Below are 23,112 nucleotides of genomic sequence, written 5' to 3'. Positions count from 1 at the left end.
GTTTCTTCGTGTCCGGGGTGGCGAGGTCACGTCCCCTACGGCATCCTAGGAACCTAGCTGTCACGAGGAGGCGGGCATGCAGATCAATCCCGGCGCGGCCGAGTTCCCGCACCGGCAGATCGCCGCGCAGCTCAAGGCCCAGGTGCGCCGCGGCGACTGGGGCCCGGGCGAGCGGCTGCCGTCCATCCCGGCCATCGCCGAGATGTTCGGCGTGGCGAAGCAGACCGTGCAGCGCGCCGTCGACCAGCTGCGGGTCGAGGGCATCCTGATCACCAAGCCGGGCTCCGGTACGTACGTCCGCGGCACCCGGCGCCGGCTCAACCGGCTCTCCCGCGGCCGGTACGGCGGCTTCCGCGGCTACCACACCGACCTGGCCGCCCGGTACCGCCAGCAGCTCGTCTCGGTGGGCCGCGCCGCCGCCCCGCCCGAGGTGGCCGACGCGTTCGGGGTGGCCGACGGCACCGAACTGCTCTGCCGGCGGCACCTCGTCCGCACCGACGACTCACCCGTCGAGGTGGGCGCCTCCTGGTTCCTGCCCGCCGACACCGCCGGCACCTCGCTCGAGCGGGCCGAGGCGTTCGGCCGCCCGCTCTACCAGGAGGCCGAGGAGGCAACGGGCCGGCGGTACCACACCGCGACCGACACGATCAGCGCCCGCCAGCCCAGCCGGGAGGAGGCGGAGATCCTCCAGATCCGGCCCGATACCCCGGTGCTGCACCTGCTGCACGTCGCCTACGACGAGCGGCGCAAGGCGATCGAGGTCGCCCAGGCCACCTGGCCGGGGCCGATGACCACCCTCACCGAGGAGTATCGGATCCCCGCCCCCGCACCGGACCAGGACCCCGATCCCGGCCTGGTCCTCGGCTGAATTGAGGCGCAAGAAGGCCGGATCCCTTCCCGGGACCCGGCCGTCCTGTGTGCCTGAGTTGGCTCAGCTGGAGTAGCCGCGCTCGGCGATCCAGTCGGCGACGTTGTCGTCGCTCATCCAGTAGTGCTTGGTCGCGTCGTACGGGTCGGCGATCTTCATCGTCTCACCGCCGTCGCGGTAACCCACGATGGTGAGATAGTGTCCGCCCTCGTACGAGTACTGGTTGCCCTGGGTGTCGACCGCGGTGCCCATGATGTTGGCCACGACGCCGCGCTTGGCGTCGACCGCCTCAACCACATCGACACGCAGCTTGTCCACCTGAGCCGGTTCGGCCTCGGCGCCCTTGATCTCGGTGGTCTGGTAGCCACCGCTGGTCAAGTCGTTGAGCACCCGGGTGGTGTCGTTGACCGAGTTGGTGCCGGCCCGGGTCGTGTGCAGCTTGTCGGCGACCTCTCGCTGGCTCACGACCTTGCCCTGCGTTGACAGGGCGATCCGAGTTGCGGCCGGCGCGCAGTAGTAAGAGTTCGGCTGTCGCTCATAGTCGTAGTGGAGCACCCGCCTGGCCTCGTCAGCCGGAGGCGGAGGCGACGGGGGCGGAGGAGGCGGCGGCGGCTGGGCCTGCTCAGCGTAGGCCGGTTTGGTCTCGACCTGGGCAGGCCGGACGGCCGTCACCGGACCGGCAGTCGCCTGGGTAGCGATCGCCGGACCAGCGACGGTCCCGCTGGCCAGCACGGCAACGGACAGCACGCTCTTGCGGAAAATCGACTTCATCGTGAAGCTCCCATCGGGTTGGCTTCTCGGCTGTCGCCCGCCGCTTACCCGCGGCCCGATCCAGAAAACGCCACAACCTACCCGAGTAGAAGGGCGAGCGGGGCGGTTTTCCGCAAACACGTGGGCGGGGCGATCCGTTTGGGGTAGAGAGGGCGCCCGCGATCAGGAAGATCGCGGGCGAACCCGGACAGGCGACTCCGGATCTTCCGGTCGAATGCGGGTCAAACCATCGGCCTCCGCGCAAGCCCGCTGACGGCGCGACGGTTACTCGGGAACGGGGCGGGAAAACGATGAAGAGCTGGATGTCAGTCGGTCAGGCCAGGGGTATGGACGGGCAGGAGGAGTCCGCGACCTGCACCGCGTCAGTCCAAGGTCAGCTTCAGCGCTGGCCGGGCGGTCAGCGAGTGGCTGGTCATGAAGGCCAGGTCGATCGCCGGATCGCTGAACGTGATCGTGGCCGGCGAGCTGGTGAGGATCCCGTGGGGGACGGGCAGGTCCGGAGTCAGCGTGATCGTGACACCGGGCAGCCGTCCGACGAAACGGGTGGCGTAGACGGCTGCCCCACCGCTCAGCGTCAGCCGGTCGGTGGCCAACCGCGTGGTACGTCCAGCCGGGCCCGGCACACGGAGCAGGAAGTCTTCGGTGATCGCCCGGTCCATGCTGAATTTCAACACCCGCACAGTGCCGCCGGCGGTGGGCAGGTCGACGATCCCCTGGATGCGGAGTCCCGTCATGGTCACCGTCGAGCCGGTCATGGTGGACAGGGTCTCCGCCACCACCGGCTGCCCCGGCTCGGCGGGAAGGTGCGGGAACGGCTTGCCTGCCTCCTCGGGGCCCGTCGGGGTCGCCTCGCGATGGGGGCAGTCGAGTGCGGCATCCCTCGGCGGAGGGCCGGCCAGCGCGGTGGGGGGCGACCCAGGGCTGGGGGTCGGTGCAGGCTCCGGCGGGGCCGCAGCCCGCTCATCGTCGTGCTCGCCGCCGTCAGACCGGTCACCGATCCCGCCGAGGATGAGGATGTCGTGCACACTGGCGTACCCGCTTGCGCTGATCGAGGATGGGCGGGCCGCGCCGGTCGGCGCGAGCCGGTTCGCGTTCGGCAGGCCGCTCGGTGCCCGCCGGGTCGGGCAGGTGGGCCCGTCCAACGTTGGGGCGGGCACGGTGGAGGCTCGCGCCGGGCCGGGCGCGGCCAGCGCCACCGCGGCGGAGATCCCGAGCAGCAACGCGATGAACCGCGGATCGGCCGGTCGGGGCCCCCGGCGCGCGGTCTCCGGCCCCTCCGCCCGCCGGCACGTCCCGGCCCCTGCGGTTTCGCCGAACCCGCCAGGCGACGGCGGGGAGACGTAAGGCCGCATCCGGTCGCACCCGAACATCAGCTCGTGGACGAGGGCCGGCTGCGCGCGCTCGGGGCTGCGTCGGGGGCCGGTAGGTCGGCTTCCGTGCCGGGCGGCGGCTCGTCCCACCCCGTCCCATGGTCCGGTGTCCCGTCCCCCGCCGTCGCGTCGTCGCGGGCCGCTTCGTCCCGGGCCGCCCCGTCGCCGGCCGCCTCGTCCGGCGCCGTCCCGTCGCCGGCTGGTTCGTTCCCGAGTGCGTCGGTCCGGAGCGTGTCCGGCACCCAGGCGAAGCCGAGGCCGCTGCCAACCAGGCCGAGCAGCAGACCGATGAAGAAGCCGCCGAGGTTCACCCCGATCAGCGAGAAGAGCACGGTCACCGCGGCGACCACGGCGTAGAGGATCCGGTGTTGCAGCTTGAACCACATCAGCAACCCGCAGGTCACCAGGATGGTAGGGATCAGCCAGGACAGGAAACCGGTCGGCCCCATCTGGAAAGCGAGACCTGCGAGCGACATCTGGGTGGTGCCGAAGATCTCCAGACCGGCCAGTGCGGTGAGCAGCCCGCCCCAGAACGGCCGTGTCCGCCGCCAGCGGCGGAAGCCGCGCCAAGGGACGGGAATCCGCTTCGGCGAGGCGTGTCGGGGTTCGGCGCTTGTCACCTTTGCCTCCTGCAAGTGAGGGGTCGAGCGCAGCCACCACCTCACGGAGGGCGGTGATCAGCTCAGAAGCACTCCTTGGCGGCCGCACCGACGTTGACCTTGAGCTTCAGTCCGGTGAGATTGAACGTCCCGGCCTGGGTGGAGCGGGCCACCTGGCGAAGGTTCTTGATCGTTACCGCGTCAGCCTGCTGGCCGAAGGCCTTCCGGCCACCCTTCGCGCCGTCCGGCCCGCCTTCAAGCGTCGATGCGTCCTGTCCTATGTGGATGTTGGTGAACTCGACGTCACCCTCGAGCGACTCGACATCGATCAAGAGATCGCTCGCGGTGGCAGGCCTACCGCCACCGCCGGCAGTGATGGTGAGCACTACGGGAGCGCCGGGCGTTTTCACCGACTGGCAGAGGTCGAAGAGCTGCGCCCGGCGGATGCCGGTGACCGCCACCGGATGCTTCGTGCCGTCGATCTCCTCCGCGACACCGCCGTACTGGACGAATCCCTCACCGCGCAGCTCCGAGGCGGAGACCTTGAACGTCTGGCCGGAGACGGCGAACGAGGCGGCCATGGCACTGTGCGCCATGCCGAACACGATCGCGCCGGCGATGGCGGTCGCCGGTAGCGCCAGCGCGGCGAACCGGCGCCACCGAGTACGGCCCAGGGTGTCGACTCGCTCCTGCACGATTCCTCCTCATGGTGGATGTCGCGCCGGGAGGCCGGGTGGGCTCGGACAAGGTCCGTCACCAGCTCACGGGCAGGTCACGGAGATACGAAGATGGTTCCGGCCCGCGGCACGCGTCAGGAGACGCCGCTTACCCGAAGCTAACACGATGTAGCCGTGCGAGAGTCGATTCCTTACTGAGAGTGAGGTGCGTAGGCGGCCCCCGGCGCACAACGGCTTCCCGACGGGCATCCCGGACAACTGCGGACCTGGGACACGTCCGTCCCGGAAGCCACGACTTCTCGCGATGCCCTGCGCAGTCACCCGACCGCGAACCATGATGCCGGTGTCGACCCCGCCTCGCGTCGGTGAGCCGACGTCCGTGCACGCCTGCAGCCGATGTGCCAGCCGCGGACTGCGCCGTCGCCTCAACGCCGTCCGCAAAGGGAGGGTCCTGATGCGACTCAGGATCCGTTCGTCACGAGTCCATGCCCCTGAGGGAAGCTGACAGGCCGGACATCGGAGAACAGACGGCGATTCCTGCCGCGAGCTTCATGGCGTTTCAGCGCGACGACCCGTTCCCGCATCAATCGGAAGAGGTTGTTGTATGTACGCACGAAAGCGGCGCTACCTCCTTCCCGCGCTGGTGCTGACGCTCATCCTGCCGGCCCTGTCCACGGAGGCCACCGGGGCGAGTACGGTCGCGCCGCCCCCCGGATCGTGCGTGAATCCGTCGACCGGTCGGAAGGCGGACGCGGTCGGCACAAAGTTCATGGTGGCGGCCGCCAACCCGCTCGCCGTCGAGGCGGGCTGCAAGATCCTGGCCCAAGGTGGCAGGGCCGCGGACGCGGCGGTAGCCGTTCAGGCGGTGCTCGCTGTCGTGGAGCCACACGCCTCCGGGCTGGCCGGCGGCACACTGATCAGCTACTGGGATTCCGACAAGAACAAGGTCCGATTCTTCGACGGCTTGTCCAGCGCCCCGAAGAATGCGACGGAGAATGTCAGGACGCCCACCGAGCAGGAGCGCAAGGCACTCGGTATCGACCGCTTCCCCAATGCGGCCGGTGCAAGCGGACGGTCGTTCGGTGTTCCGGGCACGCTGCGGGTGCTCGCGACGGTGCACGGCGAGTACGGCGCACTTTCGTGGGATCAACTCTTCGACGACGCCATCCGGCTGGCCGCAAACGGTTTCCCCATGTCCCCCAGCCTGCATGGCGGTTTCAAGCAGCGCTTCAACGGACGGAAGCGCTGCAACTACCCCGACCTGCGCCCCCGCTACTGCAACGGCGACGAACCGAAGCCGGAGGGAACGACGCTGTACAACCCCGAACTCGCGGACGTGCTACGAGAGGTGCGGGACGGAGGTGCGGACGCCTTCTACGACCCGAAGGGCAAGATTGCGCCGGCAATCGCGCAACATGCGGCCAAGGGCCCGATCAAGCTGAAAGGGAACACCGCCGGTCCGGTGGTCATCCCCAGTCTCATGACGGCCCAGGACTTCGCCGACTACGAACCGGTGGAGCGCCCCGAGGTGTGCCGGAAGGCATTCGACGTGTCGGTGTGCACCTCGGCGCCGCCGGCGTTCGGCGGAGTGGCCACCCTGCAGATGCTCGGCCTGCTCGAACGCGGCCAGGTCCGCCGGACCAAGCCCGGCTCGGCGGACCGCATCCACCTCTCGATCGAGGCCAGCCGCCTGGCGAACTTCGACCGCCGCGCGTACGTGGGCGACCCGGACTTCCAAGCCGTGCCCGTTGCCGGGCTGCTCGACGCCAAGTATCTCGACAGTCGCTTCGCCCTCTACTCCCCGGACAAGGCGATCCACCCGGTCGAACCGGGCAACCCCCCGGGGGTGCTGCCACCCGGACCGTCCGTCAGCGATCAACCCGCGACGACGGACATCGGTGATCCGACGAGCAACGCGAGCATCGTCGACGCCGCCGGTGACGCAGTGTCCATGACCACCACCAACAACACCCACTTCGGGTCCCACCTGGAGGCACGGGGGATGATGCTCAACAACGCGTTGAACAACTTCACGGACACGGAGTCCGTCTCACCCGGCAAGCCGGTGAACGTCCAGGAACCGAAGAAGCGACCCACTGCCTCGCAGGCACCGACGATCGTGCTCGACCGCGAGGGGAAGAAGCTGCGGCTCGTGATCGGCGCTGCCGGCGGCTCGCACATTCCCGACTACGTCACACAGGCGCTGGTAGGGGTGATCGTCGACGGCATGAGCCCGGCGCAGGCGCTCGACCAGGGCCACTACAGCGGTCAGGACATCACGCGCAAGTGCCAGGGGGAGCGGGACGCGCCCTCCGAGCTCGAATCGGGCAGGCGGATCGCGGTGAATCTGGCCGACCTCCTGACGCGCGAGCATCCCTGCCCCAGGGTCATGCCACTCGACAGTGGCCTCACCGCGATCGAGGTTCGCGGGAACGAACTTCTGGGCGCGGCGGACCAGCGCAGGGATGGCTCCGCGGCCGGGCGTTAGGGCCGTCGTCCGCGGGGAAGGGAGCACCTGATGCGTGCATTCGTCGTCCGCGTCATGCTGGTCACCGCGCTGGTCGTAGACCCGGCCGGCGGGTGGGCGCAGGGCGTTGACCTCGCTCGCGAGCGACTGTCACCGCAATCTGCGGCGACCACCGTGCAACGGGCGGTGGGCACACCCCGCCAGGTCAGCATCCTGGGTTCCGGTGACATTCTCGTGCACCCGCCGACGTGGCGGCAGGCGCGGGCCGACGCCGAGGCGGCCGGCCGCGCCGGGTACGAGTTCGACCCGATTTTCGCCTCGATCCGCCCCGACGTCGAGTCGGCAGACCTGGCCATCTGTCACATGGAGGCCCCTCTGGGGCCCGGCGAACCCAGGGACTTCCCACGCTTCAAGGCCCCCACCGATCTGGCCGCCGCAGTCAGGACCGCTGGCTACGACGCCTGCTCCACCGCCAGCAACCACTCGCTGGATCAGGGCGAGCAAGGCGTGTACGACAACCTCGACGCCCTCGACGCGGCGGGTCTGCGCCACACCGGCACTTTCCGCAGTGCCGCCGAGCAGGCCACCCCGACGATCTACGAGGTCAACGGCGTCAAGATCGGTCACCTCTCCTGGGCGATGCACTTCAACGGCCTGAAACCGCCGGCCGGCAAGGCCTGGCTGGCCAACCGCGTCGACGTCGCCGCGATCCGCACCGCCGCGGCCGCTACCCGCAAGGCCGGCGCACAGATCGTCGTGCTCTCCGTCCACTGGGGCACCGAGATGAGTAACGCCCCCGACGGCCAGCAACTGTCCCTGGCCCGACAGCTCATCACCGACCCGGACATCGACCTGATCATCGGTCACCATGCCCACGTCGTGCAGCCCTTCGAACGGGTCGGCGAGGAGTGGATCGCGTACGGCGTCGGAAACACCCTCGCCCGCCACGATTTTCCCAGGGACGCCAACCGGGAGGGGGTCCTGGCCGAGTTCACTTTCACCGAGCAGCCCAACCGGCGGTGGGTGGTTACCAACGCCGTGGCCATCCCCATCTGGCTCTCCCTCGAACCGACAATCCGGGTCGTGGACCTCGCCCGGACCCTCCACCACCTGCCCGCCGGCGACCGACGCCGCGCCCGCTACACCGCGGCCCAGGATCGGATCGCCGGCCATCTCGACAGCCGTGGCGCGATCGCCGCCGGGCTTCACGTGCAGCGTTGACATGGTGTCTGCCAAGCCGGGAACACGATTCATCTCCGCCGGGTGAGGTTCGTTCACCCGGCAACGTCCGACCATCGGGTCCTACCGCTCGGTGCCGTCGGCAGGTCCGGGCCCGGCGGAAGCTCGGCCTCGCCTCGGGTTCATCCCGGCCGGGTGAAGCCTCCTCACCCTGCCGCGTTCGACGATCGGGATGGACCACGCACCTTCGGTGTCGCCGCAACTTCGATGTCGAGAGCGAAGGGTTGCCATGAAGAGAAAGAGCCGAGGCGGACAGCCCACGCCTGACCGGAGTCGCAACAAGTCGCGATTTCGCGGACGGGCGCGGGTGGCGTCCGTGCCCTCCGACCCGCCGCAGGAGCAGGTGGTTCCCTGGCGGCGACGCGCGCTTGACCAGCAGCTACCGGCCGCCGGATTTCCCGCAGGCTCCGGCAAGCCGTCGCTGGTGTATCTCTGGACGGTCATGTGCCTGGCGGCGGCCATCGTGCTCGGATTCGCCGTGAACAGTCAACGGGGCGTCCCCCCGGCCGTGGTCAATTCGCAGCGGGACAACGTGTCGAAGGTCGCTTCCAGCATGCGACTGACCATCAACCACTACGTGGAGGACCTCGATCAGCGGATCTCGACGCGGTCCCCCGCGACGCCCGACGCCGATTTCCTCAAGCAGGTCGTGGGAAACGGGACGGAGTGGAACGGGGCCGCGATCGTGGAGACGGCCACTCGCCGCCCGTTGGTGACCGCCGGCACCGGCGTGCCCGTGGAGCTGCTGCCACCGACGCTGCCGGTCAAGGACACCATTCCGCTCACCACCCCCAACGGGCCGGCGCTGGTCCGAAGCATCGCGCTGGACGGCTCGCGAACCCTGCTGGCGACGCAACCGCTCGACATCGACGAACTCCGGCTCAACCCGAACGCCCGACAGGGCATCTTCCTGATCACACCGGATGGTAAGAGCACCCTGATGCAGGGCGTCAGCGCCGTACCCGACGTCCACCTACCGGTGCTCTTCCGGGGGCTGGCGCAGTCCCAGTCCGCCGAGGGTCACCCGATCAGGGTGACCGAATGGGTGAACAAGCAACTGGTCGTCTCCTCGGCTCCGGTGGGGGACACCGGGGCAACGGTCGCCACCCTCATCGTCGCCGACGAGACGGGCGGCACCTCCACCATCCGCGGCTTCCTGCTCGGCCTGACCCTGCTGGCGCTGGCGGTGCCGAGTTTCCTGCTGATGCGGCTGGCGCTGGTCAGCCCCGTGCGGTCGCTGCTGAAGCGCGCCAAGGCCAACGCGTGTGGCGAGGTCCCCACCAAGCGGGACCCGCTGCGCGTGGCGGAGGCCCACCGCATCGCCCGGGCGCTGGCCCTGACGTCCGCCGACCCCTCGTCTGCCACCACCCGCCGCAAACGGTGGCGGTGGCAGTGGCGCCCCACCGTCAACCAGGGCTTGGCGTTGGCCACCGTCATCGCTCTGCTCTGGCCGGCAGCGGCGGCGGCGTACACACTCGGCGCACCTGAACCGCCGATCCCCAACCAGCTCGTCCGGGACGAGGAGAGCAGGGCCGAGGCGGCGAGCAACGTCATGGGCAAGGCGCTGAACAACGGCCTGCAGACGGTGACCCGGATCTCCCAGGCGGCTGAGGCAGCGCCGGACGCGGCCCACGTGGCCCCGCTCCTGAAGCAGGAGATGGACGACAATCACCGGTTCCGCAGCCTCTACCTGATGGATCCGAGCGGATCGGTGGTCGGGTCCGAGGGACGTGAGCCGCTCCGGAAGCAGCCGTTGCGCGGTGAAACCGGCATCGACCTGGACGACGAAACCGGGCGGGTGCCGCTGGTGTACGCCTTTCGGGTCGCCCCCGACGGGGTGGCAACCGTCGGTGAGTTCGACATCGACTACCTGCTGGAGATGCTGCGCGCGGTGGACGGGCAGGTCCGGGTCGTCGACGAGGATCTGCGCACGGTCTTCGACTCCAACGGCTTCCGCGCCTTCCAGCAGTTGGAGGGCACCGCACGTGTTGCCGCCGCCGAGGCGCTGAAGGGCGGCACGGTGGGAATGGCCAAGGCACCCGACGGAGCGCCGGCTCTGATCGCCGCCGCCGGCCTGAACAAGCCCAACTCGGTTGCTCCGCTGAAGTGGTCGCTGGTGGTGGAGCAGGACCTGGCCGGCCTGCGGCTGCCGCAGAGCGACGGGCGACGATGGACTCTGCTCGTGGCCGGCGCCACGGCAGGCGTCGTAATGCTCACCCAGGTGTGGCAGTACTTCGTCTTCGCGCGGCCACTGCGTCGGCTTGCCACCGAGGCCGACCGGATCAGCGACGGAATGGTGGAGGAGCCGATCTCGCCACAACGGCACGACGACATCGGGGCGCTGGCGATGTGTCTGGAGGTCTGCCGTCAGGTCCGGCACACCGGGTCCAGCCGGCTGGGCGGTGCGAGCCGGCTGCGCGGAACGGACGAGGACCGCACCGTCGTACTCCCCAAGGTTCCGCCCCAAGCCGAAGCCGATCGGTCCACGCTCTGGTACGGCGAGCAAGCCGAGGCCCGCCCCGAGGATCGAGACGAAAGGAGCTGACGTGGCATACCTCTACGTCGTTTTCGTCCTCTGCTGTGGGGCGCTGTTCGTCGCCGGGATCGTCGAGCAGCGCAACCACTATCGCAACCTGAACAAGATTCCGGACCGCGTGCTGGTCAACGGTATTCGGGGCAAGAGTTCGATCACCCGGCTCTGCGCCGGCGCGTTGCGCGGCGGTGACCGCGTGGTGGTGGCGAAGACCACCGGCACGGCGGCCCGCTTCATCTTCCCGGACGCCAGCGAAGAGCCGGTGCACCGCAAGTTCGGCATCGCCAATGTGGTCGAGCAGATCGGCATCGTGCGTCGAGCCGCCGTCTACCACCCGGACGCTCTGGTCATGGAGTGCATGGCCGTGATGCCGGCGCTGCAGGAGGTCAACCAGAGCAAACTGATCCGGTCCAACATCGGGGTGCTGTGCAACGTGCGCGAGGACCATCTGATGGAGATGGGGCCCACGCTGGACGATGTCGCCCGCTCCCTGAGCCGATCCATGCCGGTCGGTGGGGTCTGCGTCACCGCTGAGCGAGAACGCCTTGCCATCCTGCAGGAAGAAGCCGACCGGCGCGACTGCCGCCTCATCGCGGTTGACCCTGACTCGGTGAGCGACCACGAGATGAATGGATTCGGCTGGATCACCTTCAAGGAGAACGTCGCCATCGCGCTGGCCGTGGCCGGCGAGCTGGGTATCGACAGGCAGAGCGCGCTCAAGGGCATGTGGGAGGCGCCGCCCGACCCGGGCGTGCTCTCCGTGGCGCGGGTGATGCACGGCGACAAGCGGTTCCGGTTCGCGAACATCTTCGCCGCCAACGACCCCGAGTCCACCTTCATGAACATCCAGCAACTCGAGGACCAGCAACTCATCACCCGTCCGCTGACCATGGTGATCAACTGCCGGCCGGACCGGATCGAACGCAACGGCCAGATGGGCGAGTTGAGCGGCCGGGTGCGACCGGAGACCATCATCCTGATCGGAGAGGTGACCAAGAGCGCCCGTACGGCCGTGCCCGCGGAGCTTCAGGACCGGATCGTCGACCTCGGTGGCAAGCCCGACCCGGGCAGCCTGCTCGAGAGCGTGACGGCAGCAACCCCGAACGACTCCTCCATCGTCGCCGTCGGGAACATCCACGGGCAGGGTGAGGTGCTGGTCCATCAGCTGGCGGAACTGCCCGGCTGGACCTGCGAGGACGGCTCACCGACCGCCTCCACGACGGTCCGGAAGCCGATCGAAGAAGGGATTCAGCGATGACCTTCGGCGGAGAACTGAGCGCCCAGATGGCCACCGCGAGCCTCGGCATCGGCCTGGTGTTCGCGCTGCTGTGCTACCTGACCACCAACCTCTCGCCCGGCGGAATGATCACCCCGGGCTGGATCGCGTTGACCCTCATCGAGGACCAGCTGCAGGCGGTGATCGTGGTGGCGGTGACCATTGTCACCTACCTCATCGCCCGGCTGATGCACCGAGTGATCATCCTCTACGGGAAGCGGTTGTTCGCGGCGATCGTACTGGTCAGTGTCATTCTCCAGTTGACCATGTTCGTCATCGTCCAGCGTGACCTCCCGCTCCTGTTCGCCCACCAGACGCTGGGCTTCGTCATCCCGGGGCTCATCGCGTACCAGCTCGTGCGTCAGCCGCCCAGGGCCACGATCCTGGCGACCGTCGTCGTGACTGCGATCACGTTCGGCATCGCCTACAGCGGAGTTGTCGCCGGATTCGTGCCGGTGACCTGACCTGCCCTCGGACGCAGCCCCGAAAGGAGAAGCAGGAATGAGCTTCCGCACGCATCTCCGCAGGCCCGCTTTGCTGAGCATCGCCGGGCTCGTCCTGCTGATCGCCGTAAGTACCCTCACCTACGTCGTGGCGCGACCGTCGCCCGGCGACGAACCCGAGCTGACCCTGGGCGCGGCGAAGGCCGACGGTCAGGCGCGGGGCGTGTCGGGCTTCACCTACCAGCGGTCGAGCGAACCGGACCGTACGGAGATCATCGACTCCTCCGGGCAGCCGGTGGCGATCATGACCGATGGTGCACGGACCGCGCACATCCACGGCCCGTCCCGGACGTTCGAGGAGCCGCGCTTCACGGATGCGAAGATCGAGACCGACATGTGGGTTCGGCTCGCCCCCCAGGCGTGGCATGCCGGCGCCGAACAGGAGCAATGGTTCATCGACTGGTTCGCGGCGGCCCGCAAGGATCGCTCACCGGACGTGTTGGCGATCGCCTTCGAATACGTCGACGGGGCGCCGGTGAAGAAGGACAACCAGGGACAGCAGTATTCCGGTGACGCGTCGTTCGGGCCGCCGGACCCCGCGGACCCCGACGGTCGCCAGGAGCGCTCCGACTTCTACGACTACCTGGGTCAGGCGTGGTCGTTCATCGACGGCAAGAGCGCGATGCCCGAGCCGCAGCGCCAGCTGGCGCTGGACTGCTCCGGCTTCCTGCGGATGGTCTACGGTCACCGGCTCGGATATCCGCTGCTCGGTACGAACAACCCGGGCCCCGGTCTTCCGCGCCGAGCGTACGCGATGGCCGAGGTGGGCCCAGGTGTCCAGCTGATGCCCAACTCCGGCCAGCGGGCCCGAGGAATCGATCGGCTGCTTCCCGGTGATCTGGTGTTCTTCAACGCCCAGCCGGTACCGACCGGCCAGATCGACCACTCGGGCATCTATCTCGGCATCGACGACGGCGGGCACCACCGGTTCATCTCCAGCCGGTCCCAGACCGACGGTCCCACCATGGGTGACCTCTCCGGTGCACCACTCCTGGACGGTGTCGGCTACTGGCCGGACAGGTGGCGCACCGCCCGCAGGATCTGATCCGCGCGGAAAGTCACCGAAAACACGTGGGCCAGTCCCCACCGGGCCCCTGGGAGGCCCGGTGGGTCGACGGTCCCGACGTCAAAGACGGACACCGAGCAGGGCGTCCACCGTGGCGGCGAAGAGCGCCGGGGCCTCCGGGTCGTCGGGGATGCCGGCCAGGGTCCGGTCGGCCCAGTCGTCGGCGAGAGCCAGCGCGCCCGGGGTGTCCAGGTCGTCGGCGAGTCGGGCGCGTACCCCGGCCAGGAACGCCTCCCCGGACGGGCCGGCGGGGGCCGCGGCGGCCCGGCGCCAACGGGCCAGGCGCTGCTGCGCGGCACCGAGCAGCTCGTCGGTCCACGAGCGGTCGCTGCGGTAGTGCCCGCTGAGCAGGGCCAGCCGGACCGCCATCGGGTCGACGTGGTCGGCCCGCAGCCGAGAGACGAAGACCAGGTTGCCCCGAGACTTCGACATCTTCTCGCCGTCCAGGCCGATCATGCCGGCGTGCACGTAGTGGTCGGCGAACGGGGCCTGGCCGGTCAGCCGCTCGGCGTGCGCCGCCGAGCACTCGTGGTGCGGGAAGATCAGGTCGTTGCCGCCACCCTGGACGGCGATCCGGTCACCGAGCAGGTTCAGCGCGATGACCGCGCACTCGATGTGCCAGCCGGGGCGGCCGGCGCCCAGCTCGCCACCCGGCCAGGACGGCTCGCCCTCGCGGGCGCCGCGCCACAGCAGCGGGTCGAGCGCGTCCCGCTTGCCGGCCCGGTCCGGGTCACCGCCGCGCTCCGGGAAGATCTCCAGCATCTGCTCGCGGGACAGGTTGGACTCGTAGCCGAACTCCGGGGCGGCGGCCACGTCGAAGTAGACGTCTCCGGTGCCGTCGTCGAGCCGGTAGGCGGCGCCGTCCTTGAGCAGCACCTGCACCTTGTCGGCGATGTCCGGGATCGACTCGACTGCCCCGACGTAGTGCGCCGGCGGGATGATCCGCAGCGCCTCCATGTCCTCACGGAACAGGGCGGTCTCCCGCATGGCCAGGACCTTCCAGTCCTCGCCGTCGCGCTCGGCCCGCTCCAGCAGCGGGTCGTCGATGTCGGTGACGTTCTGCACGTACCGCACGGTCAGGCCGGCGTCCCGCCACATCCGCTGCACCAGGTCAAAGGTGATCATGGTGGCGGCGTGGCCGAGGTGGGTGGCGTCGTACGGGGTGATGCCGCAGACGTACATGGTGGCCGCGCCGTCGGGCTGACTGGGGTGGAGACCTTGCCGCGCCGAGTCGTACAACCTCAGAGGCGTGCCCTTGCCCGGCAGCCGTGGCACCTCGTGTCCCGCCCAAGACTCCATGACCGCAAGCCTAACGAGCCGTCAGGGGCTCGGGTGGCACGCCTCGGGTGATCAACGCGACAGCGGCTCACATCGGCGGCCACGGCATGGCCGGCCACTCCTCCGGCGGCAGCGGGAACCGCCCGGTCTCCCGCAACCGGTCCACCCGGCCTGCCACCTCGGCGACCTCGCGGATGGTGAGGTGTTCGGCCAACTCGTCACCGAGCCCGCCGGTGAGCTGGCCGGCCAGCCCGTCGAGCATCTCCACCGCGTCCGGCGGGAGCTGCCGGCCGGCCCAGCCCCAGAGCACGGTGCGCAGCTTCTCCTCGACATGGAAGCAGACCCCGTGGTCCACCCCGTAGATCCGGTCGTCCGGGCCGACGAGCACGTGACCGCCCTTGCGGTCGGCGTTGTTGATCACCGAGTCGAGAACCGCCAGCCGGGCCAGCCGCGGATCGTCGGCGTGCGCCAGCGCGTACGCCGCCCCGTCGTCGTCGCGGGCCGCGGCGACCGGGAACCAGCGCGGCGGCACCGTCTCGGCCGGCACGAAGCCGACCAGCGGCTCGGCGTCCTCCGGCTCGTCGATCCAGAGCTGGCAGGAGCCGGGACCGAACGGCCCGTCGCGCAGCACGGTCGGCGGCACCAGGTCCCAGCCGGTGGCCTGCGAGACCAGGTAGGCCGAGACCTCTCGGCCCGCGAGCGTCCCGTCCGGGAAGTCCCACAGCGGGCGCTCGCCACGGACCGGCTTGTAGACGCAGTGCGCGCTCACCCCGTCGAGGGTGATGATGCCGCGCAGGGTGGCGTTGGAGGCGTCGACCAGCCGCCCCTCCAGGGTGAGCTCACCGTCGCTGAGCAGTCGCAACGAGGCGGCGGCGTCCTGTCGGGGCTGAAGTTCGGACGAGGTCACCGGTGATAACCGTTGTGCCGGGGACAGAGGTGACCGGCCGGGTCGAGCGGCTGGCCGCAGAGCGGGCACGGCGGCCGGCCCGCGTTGACCACCCGGCGGGCCCGCTCGATGAACGCGCGGGTCGCCTCGGGGGTCAACCGGACCCGGAGCCGGTCGAGGTCGTCGTCCGGCTCGTCCGGGTCCTCGTCGGTGTCGTCGTCCGCGTCGCCCAGCTCGACCTCGACCTCCGTCTCACCGGCGGCGATCGCCTCGATCACCACGGTGGCGGTGTCCACGTCGAAGGCCAGGCCCAGGGTGCCGACCCGGAACTCCTCGTCGACCGGGGTGTCGAGCGGGTCGTTGTCGCCCGCCACCGGGGCCGCCGCCTCCGGAAGCTCGACGCCGAACCGGCGCTGCGCCTCGGAGAGCAGCTCTTCCAGCTTCTCGGCGAGCAGGGACACCTGGACCTTCTCCAGCGCGACGCTGACCAGCCGGCCTCCGCCGCGCGCCTGGAGGAAGAACGTGCGCTCCCCCGGCGGGCCGACGGTTCCGGCGACGAACCGCTCCGGCGGCTCGAAGGCGTGCACCTGGTGGGTCATACCCACGACCCTATCCGGCGGGCGGAACCGTCGCGCAGCGCACCGACGCCGAATCCGCCCAGGGCGAAACGCCAGGGGCGACCGCCGCCGTTCCCGGGCGTGGCGCAGCCGCTCACCGCGCCGCCCCCGCGCCGCCACCCACCGCCGCGTCCGACTCCGTCGCCCTGGTCGCCCGCCGGCGCCGCTTGCGCGGCGGCGGGACCAGCCCGGCCAGGTCGCCGCCGGTGTCGTTGAGCCGGACCAGGAAGGGCCGCAGCGGCGTGTAGCGGATCGCGGTCACCGACGCCGGGTCGGCCACGATCCGCTGGAACAGATCCAGGTGTACGCCGAGCGCGTCGGCCACGATCGCCTTGATCACGTCGCCGTGGCTGCACGCCAACCAGACCGCCTCGGGCCCGTGCTCGGCACTGATCCGGGTGTCCCAGGCGCGCACCGCGGCGACCGCCCGCGCCGACATCGCCGCCATCGACTCCCCCTCGGGAAAGACGGCGGCGCTCGGATGCTGCTGCACCACCGGCCAGAGCGGCTCCTTCGCCAGCTTCTTGAGCGGCTGCCCCTCCCAGGCGCCGTAGCCGCACTCGATCAGCCCCTCCTCGACGGCCGGCTCGGCGCCGGGCAGGGCCAGCTCCAGCGTCTGCCGGCAACGGATCAGCGGGCTGGTCACCACCGCCGCGAGGGGCAGCCCCTTGAGTCGCTCGCCGACCGCCGCGGCCTGGGCGCGCCCGGTCTCGTCCAGCTCGACCGGTTGCCGGCCGGCCAGGCCACCGTCGGCGTTCGCGGTGGTCCGGCCGTGTCGCAGAAGCAGAAGGGTCGCCACGCAGACCACCCTAGGCGCTGCGACCCCCTTGATCGACTCTCGCCACGGGATGTGGCGGTATCAGCGACGGCCCGACAGCGCCAGCTACCCGATCTGGCCGTGTGCGGCCCGGACCGGCGGCGAGCGTTCGAACTTGGCGCCGCCTGCGCCGGGGCGCCGAGCTGGCCGCGCCGAGCAGGGCGGCGAATCGGGCGGCCCCGAGCGGCCGTGGGCTCACCGGCCCGAGCGCGGCGGCGAATCGGGCGGTGCCGAGCGGCCGTGGGCCCACCGGACGGGGCGTGACGGCGGACACATCGCTGCCCGGAACACCGGACCCGGTCCGGCCGTTGTGCAGAGCGTCGGTGTGTCCAGTGTCCCCGGGCCTCACCTAAATTGCCTTCGCGGAATACCGTCCGGCTGGAGCCGCGTCGTGCCACTCGCCGAGAGGCGACCTGCACACCGACACCTACAGCGCCGCCCGTCCCCCTCCCGGGACCGGGCGGCGCTGTTGTCTCCGCAGGGCGTGCCCGCGTCTCGGTGCGCCGGTGCGCCGGGCGGACAGGACGTGACGGCGGACACGTCGCCGGGCGGAACACCCGACCGGGTCGCGTCGTTGGGCAGAGCGTCGGTGTGCCTAGTGTCCCCGGGCCTCACCTAAATTGCCTTCGCGGAATACCGTCCGGCTGGAGCCGCGTCGTGCCACTCGCCGAGAGGCGACCTGCACACCGACACCTACAGCGCCGCCCGTCCCCCTCCCGGGACCGGGCGGCGCTGTTGTCTCCGCAGGGCGTGCCCGCATCCCAGGACGGCGCTGCCGCTGACCGCGGGGTTCGGCCCTGCCGCCGTGCCGCCGATCGGGAGATCAAGTCCGATCGCCCCCAGCACGGGAGGCAGGATTGCTCAGCCCACCTCCTTCGCTCTGCTGCCCTTCACGCAACGCCGGAGGTCCCGAAGTGTTGCCTCCGTGGCAGCAGAGCAAAGGGGCCGAGTGAGTGGGTCGGGGCTGGTCGACGAATTGAGGGCGAGCTCGGATGTGGGGTGCATGTCCGGTCCCGCCCCGAGCCTCGGGCGTCGAGTGGAACGTCATGTGTGTCTCCGGGGCCGGGATACACCCATGGTGTTCCACCCACGGTGTCGGTCTGGGCGGGCTGTCCGGTTCGGGGGGTGGCGGGCGGCACTCTGGCGGCGGAATGACGGGCGGGCGGGGGTCGTTGTATCCCCGTGAACGGCCGAGGAAGACGCCCCGCACGGCAGGGTGACCGGCCCCCCCGGGACTGCCCGCCGCGAAGGTGGGTGTGCGGGCCCCCGGAATGATGGTGGGCCGCCGGTCGTTGTACGTGGTCCCGGCGTGACGAAAAGGCCCTCCGGCCCCGCGCGCTGGATGATCCCCCAAGACTTTCGCACGACCCCCTCAAGACTTTTGTTGAGCGCCTGACGGTGCTTGCGCACACCGGATTGCCGACCTCCCCCGGTCGGCGTGTGTGCGCCAACCCCCGAATGGAGCTAACCCCCATGAACACGATGCTGCGTAAGAGCGTGCTCGGTATCGCCGGTCTTGCCTTCACCGGTGGTGTGTTCGCCGGTCCGATCGCCGCCCACGCCGCCGAGCCGGTGCACGACAGCAAGCCGGCCGCGGTGGCGGTGCAGGGTGACAAGCTGATCCCGCACGGTGTGCAGGGCGCCCAGTCGAAGATTGACCTGAACGACGAGCAGACCGCCAACGCCACGGCGATCATCGCCGCCACGAAGAAGGCCGGTCTCCCGAAGCGGGCCGCGGTCATCTCGATCGCCACCAGCCTGCAGGAGTCGAAGCTGGAGAACCTCGGCCACCTCGGCGACAAGAACGACCATGACTCGCTGGGCCTGTTCCAGCAGCGCCCGTCCAGCGGTTGGGGTTCGCCGGAGCAGATCACCGACCCCGAGTACTCCACCCTCGCGTTCGAGAAGGGTCTGAAGCAGGTCGACGGCTGGCAGGACATGCCGCTGACCGACGCCGCCCAGACCGTGCAGGTCTCGGCCTACCCCGACGCCTACGCCCAGTGGGAGCAGCAGGCCGCCGACATCGTCGCCCACAACTGGAACAGCTGACACAAGCAAAACAACGCTGGCCGGCACCCCGGAACACGGGGTGCCGGCCAGCGGCGTTTCCAGGATCAGGTCAGGTGGCGTTGATCGTGCCCGTGAGGAGCAGGCAGAGGACCAGGGTGCCGAGCGCCACCCGGTAGAGGACGAACAGGTACAGGGTGTGGTGCGCGACGTAGCGCAGAAGCCAGGCGATGGCCGCGTACCCGATGCCGAAGGCGATCACCGTGGCGACGACCATCTGCGCCAGGCTCGGTGCGGCGGTGCCCGGCGCGGACGGCTCGAAGACGTCCGGGATGCTGAACACGCCGGAGATCACCACGGCCGGGATGGCCAGCAGGAACGAGTAGCGGGCCGCCGTCTCCCGGGTGAGGTTGAGCAGCAGGCCGGCGGTGAGTGTGCCGCCGGAGCGGGAGACGCCGGGAATCAGCGCCATGGCCTGGGCGAAGCCCATGATGACCCCGTCGCGCATCCGGAAGTTCTCCAGCGTGCGGGTCTGCCGCCCCCAGTACTCAGCGAAGGCCAGCACCATCGCGAAGACGATCAGCGTGCCGGAGATCAGGTACAGATTCCGGCCGGCGGTGCGGATCTGGTCCTTGAACAGCAGCCCGAAGATGCCGATCGGGATGGTGCCGACGATGACGTACCAGCCCATGCGGTAGTCGAGGCTGGACCGCACCGAGGGGTCGAACAGGCCGAGGACCCAGGTCCGGACGATCCGCCAGATGTCCTTGAAGAAGTAGATGAGCACCGCGGCCTCGGTGCCGAGCTGGGTCACCGCGGTGAACGACGCCCCGGCGTCCCGGCCGAAGAAGATCGCCGAGGTGATCCGCAGGTGTCCGGAGGACGAGACGGGCAGGAATTCCGTGAGCCCCTGGACGATGCCCAGGACGATTGCCTCGACCCAGGTCACTCGCCGACTCCGGAGAGGTCCAGCGCCTCGGCGACGGTCCGCAGGGTCTGCACGCCGCTGTCCCGGTCCGCCACGAACAGGGTCACCGACAGGGTGGTCACGCCGGCGGCGGCGTACTCCCGCATCCGCTCGGCGATGCGCTCCTTCGGGCCGAGCAGCGAGGTGCGGTCGATGAACTCCATCGGCACCGCGGCGGCTGCGTCGCGCTGCCGCTTGGCCAGGTAGAGGTCCTGCACCTCGCGGGCGGCGTCGCCGTAGCCCATCCGGGTGGCGAGCTGGTTGTAGAAGTTCTGCTGCCGGCTGCCCATGCCGCCGACGTAGAGGGCGGCGTACCAGCGGACCAGCTCGGCGCAGGTGGCGATGTCGTCGCCGACCACCACGGGCACCGACGGGACGACGTCGAAGCCGGCCAGCTCCTTGCCGGCCCTGGCCCGGCCGGCGCGGACCGAGGCGAGCTGCTCCTCGGCGAACTCGGGGGCGTAGAAGACGGCGAGCCAGCCGTCGGCGATCTCGCCGGCCAGCTCCAGGTTCTTCGGGCCGACGGCGGCCAAATAGATCGGGATGTGCTCGCGCGGCGGGTGGAAGCCCAGCCGCAGCGCCTTGCCCGGGCCGTCCGGCAGCGGCAGCGTGTAGTGCTCGCCGTCGTACGCGACCTCCTTGCGGGCCACCGCCAGCTTCACGATGTCCACGTACTCCCGGGTGCGGGCCAGAGGCTTGGCGAAACGGACGCCGTGCCAGCCCTCGGACACCTGGGGGCCGGAGACGCCCAGGCCGAGCCGGAACCGGCCGCCGGAGAGGGCGTCGATGGTCGCCGCGGTCATCGCGGTCATCGCCGGGGTGCGGGCGGGGATCTGCATCACCGCGGCGCCGACGTCGATCCGCTCGGTCTGGCCCGCCATCCAGGCCAGCATGCTGGGCGAGTCGGAGCCGTAGGCCTCCGCCGCCCACACCACCGAGTAGCCGAGCCGATCCGCCTCCTGGGCCAGAGCCAGGTGGTCGGCCGGCGTGCTCCACGCCGTCTGGTATCCGAGGCTGAGCCCGAGTCGCACTGGTCCTCCCACCATCCGCACCACAGGTCGCATCAGGTTACGCAATGGGAGCGGTGCAGCGGATCACGGGCTCACCTCGAACACGTCACACCCGCCCGGCAGGTCGGGCAGGAACTTGACTCCGGGCGAGGATATCCGTGACGCCGGGTTCGAAATAAGGTTCACCCATGCAACAGCGACCGCTCGGCCGAAGCGGGCTGGCGGTTTCGCGGCTCGCGCTCGGCACCATGACCTGGGGACGGGACACCGATGCCGACGACGCAGCCGCCCAGCTGAAGAGTTACCTCGACGCGGGCGGCAACCTCGTGGACACCGCCGACGTGTACGCCGACGGCGACGCGGAGGCCGTGATCGGGTCCCTGCTGGGCAGCCTGGTGCCGCGCGACGATCTGCTCATCGCCACCAAGGCGGGGCTGCGCCCGGGCAGCGGCCGCCGCCGGGACGGCTCCCGGGGGCACCTGCTGCGGACCCTGGAGGCCTCGCTGCGCCGGCTCGGCACCGACCACGTCGACCTCTGGCAGGTGCACGGGTACGACCCGGACACCCCGCTGGAGGAGACGCTCTCCGCGCTCGACCACGCGGTGTCCAGCGGCAAGGCCCGCTACGTCGGGGTGTCGAACTTCTCCGGCTGGCAGACCGCCCGCGCCGCCGCCTGGCAGGCCGCCTGGCCGGGGCGGGCCCCGGTGGTCGCCGCCCAGGTGGAGTACTCGCTGCTGGAGCGGGGCGTGGAGCGCGAGGTGCTGCCGGCCTGCGAGGCGATGGGGCTGGGCGTGCTGCCCTGGTCGCCGCTGGGCCGCGGAGTGCTCACCGGCAAGTACCGCAACGGTCGCCCGGCCGACTCCCGGGCGGTGTCGCCGCACTTCGAGCGCTTCGTCGCCACCTACCTGGAGCCGCGCTGCTCCAGCATCGTGGAGGCGGTGGCCATCGCGGCCGGCGGCCTGGGCGTGTCGCCGCTGGAGGTGGCGCTGGCCTGGGTCCGGGACCGGCCCGGGGTGACCGCGCCGATCCTCGGCGCCCGGACCGTGGGCCAACTGCTCGGTGCACTGCAGGTGGAGCGGATGACCCTGCCGGAGGAGATCGTCATCGCGCTGGACGACGTCTCGGCCGTGCCGGTGGGCTACCCGGAGCGGGACGGCTGACCGGGCCGGGAGCGATGAGGGCGACGCGGGTCACCGTCAGGGGGTGGCGGCCGGCTGCGGAGCTGGGCAGCATAGAGGTCATGGACTACGAGTACGCGCCGCTACGGTTGCCTTCGAACGTTGATCGGTTGACCGCCGCGGCGCAGCTGGCGATCCAGGCGGAATTCTCCGGTTGGGAGTTGGCCCGGGTGCGGCTGTACCGGGACGGCACGCGGCAGGTCATGTTGCGCCGTCGCCGGGTCAACCAGCCGCAGCCGGGCCTCTCCTACTGACGGCGGGCCCGACGCGACCGTCCCGGGGCCGGCACCGCACGGTGGGCCCCGGGGCGTCGCTGCCTAGTGGGCGTGGTCGTGCTCCTCGTCGAGCTCCAGGAACGGGTGCTCGTCGAGCCGGCCGACCAGCCGGTCGTCGGCGGCCGGCTGGAACGGGCCCACCGGGTCGTCGTCGTCGAAGGACTCCAGGTCGACCGGGGTGCCGACCTCGCTGACCATGACCACGCCGTCGAGCGGCTCCAGCTCCGGCACGTCGAGCGCGGAGAGCGAGCCGTCGCCGCTCTGCAGCAGCTCCAGCACGGCCTCGCCGACCCCCTCGACCGCGGCCGGCTCGTCCTCCTCCGGGGTGCCCTCGCGGCGGGCCGCCTCGGCAGCCCGGATCAGCGCGGACACGCTGGGGACGCGGTAGTCCCGCCGCTGCCGCACCGAGACCACCCGCGGGTGCGGGTCGGTCGCCTCGACGCCCTCGGCCCCGCCGAAGCGCTCGTCGGCCTCGTCGGGGTCGATCGACTCGACGTCCCACGGTGTCACCTCGCCGAACGCGTCGAGCAGCTGCTCGTCGTACTCGAACGAGGCGTTGTTCAAATTGACGTACGCCTGCCAGACGGCGTCGTCGTCGATCCGGCCCTGGGCGGCGCGGACGGCGGCCAGGTGGGCGCGGGCCGCGTCGATCACCCGCTCGAGGGCGGCGTCCAGCTCACCGTGCTGGTCGGTCATGTGAGGCAGTCC

Annotated in this window: 19 protein-coding genes and 1 pseudogene; 10 read left to right on the top strand and 10 right to left on the bottom strand. The window is 70.5% G+C overall.

What is annotated here, in order from left to right; translation table 11 throughout:
- The first annotated feature begins 76 nt into the window (after positions 1-76).
- The gene (locus AB0F68_RS13925; protein ID WP_357336659.1) at positions 77-868 is read left to right on the top strand and encodes a GntR family transcriptional regulator; all 792 of its coding nucleotides are present in this window, start codon (positions 77-79) and stop codon (positions 866-868) included.
- A gap of 63 nt (positions 869-931) precedes the next feature.
- Here AB0F68_RS13925 and AB0F68_RS13920 read toward each other — a convergent pair whose 3' ends face one another.
- The 3 genes and pseudogenes from AB0F68_RS13920 to AB0F68_RS13910 all read right to left on the bottom strand — a co-directional run bounded on the left by AB0F68_RS13920 (position 932) and on the right by AB0F68_RS13910 (position 4,303).
- Positions 932-1,639, bottom strand: coding sequence for a C39 family peptidase (locus AB0F68_RS13920; protein WP_357336656.1), 708 nt, complete (start codon positions 1,637-1,639; stop codon positions 932-934).
- A gap of 1,160 nt (positions 1,640-2,799) precedes the next feature.
- Positions 2,800-3,629, bottom strand: a pseudogene (locus tag AB0F68_RS13915) (DUF6114 domain-containing protein); the annotation flags it as partial.
- Positions 3,630-3,691: 62 nt separating this feature from the next.
- Positions 3,692-4,303 (bottom strand): DUF6230 family protein, encoded by a 612-nt coding sequence (locus tag AB0F68_RS13910; protein WP_357336654.1) that lies wholly within the window; start codon positions 4,301-4,303, stop codon positions 3,692-3,694.
- Between the two features lie 586 nt (positions 4,304-4,889).
- Here AB0F68_RS13910 and AB0F68_RS13905 point away from each other — a divergent pair.
- The 6 genes from AB0F68_RS13905 (at position 4,890) to AB0F68_RS13880 (ending at position 13,348) form a co-directional block, all read left to right on the top strand.
- Positions 4,890-6,773, top strand: a complete 1,884-nt coding sequence (locus AB0F68_RS13905; protein WP_357336652.1) for a gamma-glutamyltransferase — start codon at positions 4,890-4,892, stop codon at positions 6,771-6,773.
- Positions 6,774-6,827: 54 nt separating this feature from the next.
- Positions 6,828-7,973, top strand: coding sequence for a CapA family protein (locus AB0F68_RS13900; protein WP_357336649.1), 1,146 nt, complete (start codon positions 6,828-6,830; stop codon positions 7,971-7,973).
- Between the two features lie 334 nt (positions 7,974-8,307).
- Entirely contained in the window at positions 8,308-10,536 is a 2,229-nt protein-coding gene (locus AB0F68_RS13895) for a HAMP domain-containing protein (protein ID WP_357336647.1), read from the top strand.
- Position 10,537: 1 nt separating this feature from the next.
- Complete coding sequence (gene pgsB, locus AB0F68_RS13890) at positions 10,538-11,782, top strand: poly-gamma-glutamate synthase PgsB (protein ID WP_357336644.1); 1,245 nt, start codon at positions 10,538-10,540, stop codon at positions 11,780-11,782.
- Positions 11,779-12,264: a poly-gamma-glutamate biosynthesis protein PgsC/CapC gene (locus AB0F68_RS13885; protein ID WP_357336642.1), complete on the top strand. Its 486-nt coding sequence runs from the start codon at positions 11,779-11,781 to the stop codon at positions 12,262-12,264. Before pgsB ends, AB0F68_RS13885 begins: the two co-directional genes overlap by 4 nt.
- Positions 12,265-12,301: 37 nt before the next feature.
- Positions 12,302-13,348 (top strand): NlpC/P60 family protein, encoded by a 1,047-nt coding sequence (locus AB0F68_RS13880; RefSeq protein ID WP_357336639.1) that lies wholly within the window; start codon positions 12,302-12,304, stop codon positions 13,346-13,348.
- Between the two features lie 81 nt (positions 13,349-13,429).
- On the opposite strand, the gene mshC is transcribed toward AB0F68_RS13880, so the two are convergent.
- From mshC to AB0F68_RS13860, 4 genes are all read right to left on the bottom strand, one after another.
- Positions 13,430-14,668 (bottom strand): cysteine--1-D-myo-inosityl 2-amino-2-deoxy-alpha-D-glucopyranoside ligase, encoded by a 1,239-nt coding sequence (mshC, locus tag AB0F68_RS13875; protein WP_357336636.1) that lies wholly within the window; start codon positions 14,666-14,668, stop codon positions 13,430-13,432.
- Positions 14,669-14,735: 67 nt separating this feature from the next.
- Positions 14,736-15,554: an SCO1664 family protein gene (locus tag AB0F68_RS13870; RefSeq protein WP_357336634.1), complete on the bottom strand. Its 819-nt coding sequence runs from the start codon at positions 15,552-15,554 to the stop codon at positions 14,736-14,738.
- Positions 15,551-16,132, bottom strand: a complete 582-nt coding sequence (locus tag AB0F68_RS13865) for a DUF3090 domain-containing protein (protein ID WP_357336631.1) — start codon at positions 16,130-16,132, stop codon at positions 15,551-15,553. The genes AB0F68_RS13870 and AB0F68_RS13865 overlap by 4 nt, the downstream gene beginning before the upstream one ends.
- A 112-nt stretch (positions 16,133-16,244) precedes the next feature.
- Positions 16,245-16,958 carry a histidine phosphatase family protein gene (locus AB0F68_RS13860; RefSeq protein ID WP_357336629.1) on the bottom strand — a complete coding sequence of 238 codons (714 nt, stop codon included), beginning with the start codon at positions 16,956-16,958 and terminating at the stop codon, positions 16,245-16,247.
- A gap of 1,482 nt (positions 16,959-18,440) precedes the next feature.
- Here AB0F68_RS13860 and AB0F68_RS13855 point away from each other — a divergent pair.
- A complete protein-coding gene (locus tag AB0F68_RS13855; protein WP_357336626.1) occupies positions 18,441-19,016 on the top strand; it encodes a hypothetical protein in 576 nt (191 codons plus the stop codon).
- A 70-nt stretch (positions 19,017-19,086) separates the two neighbouring features.
- Here AB0F68_RS13855 and AB0F68_RS13850 read toward each other — a convergent pair whose 3' ends face one another.
- Positions 19,087-19,923, bottom strand: a complete 837-nt coding sequence (locus AB0F68_RS13850; protein ID WP_357336624.1) for an undecaprenyl-diphosphate phosphatase — start codon at positions 19,921-19,923, stop codon at positions 19,087-19,089.
- Positions 19,920-20,972, bottom strand: coding sequence for an LLM class F420-dependent oxidoreductase (locus AB0F68_RS13845; RefSeq protein WP_151464363.1), 1,053 nt, complete (start codon positions 20,970-20,972; stop codon positions 19,920-19,922). Before AB0F68_RS13845 ends, AB0F68_RS13850 begins: the two co-directional genes overlap by 4 nt.
- Before the next feature lie 167 nt (positions 20,973-21,139).
- On the opposite strand from AB0F68_RS13845, the gene AB0F68_RS13840 reads away from it, so the two are divergent.
- Complete coding sequence (locus AB0F68_RS13840) at positions 21,140-22,111, top strand: aldo/keto reductase (protein ID WP_357336621.1); 972 nt, start codon at positions 21,140-21,142, stop codon at positions 22,109-22,111.
- Positions 22,112-22,191: 80 nt separating this feature from the next.
- Positions 22,192-22,383, top strand: coding sequence for a DUF5703 family protein (locus tag AB0F68_RS13835; protein ID WP_091265978.1), 192 nt, complete (start codon positions 22,192-22,194; stop codon positions 22,381-22,383).
- A 63-nt stretch (positions 22,384-22,446) separates the two neighbouring features.
- Here AB0F68_RS13835 and AB0F68_RS13830 read toward each other — a convergent pair whose 3' ends face one another.
- Positions 22,447-23,100 (bottom strand): hypothetical protein, encoded by a 654-nt coding sequence (locus tag AB0F68_RS13830; protein ID WP_357336618.1) that lies wholly within the window; start codon positions 23,098-23,100, stop codon positions 22,447-22,449.
- Positions 23,101-23,112: the final 12 nt, after the last annotated feature.

The organism is Micromonospora sp. NPDC023966, from assembly GCF_040639095.1.
Classification (GTDB): Bacteria; Actinomycetota; Actinomycetes; order Mycobacteriales; family Micromonosporaceae; genus Micromonospora.
The sequence above is the reverse complement of the archived record's forward strand: the minus strand, read 5'-3'. Positions and strand labels throughout refer to the sequence as shown.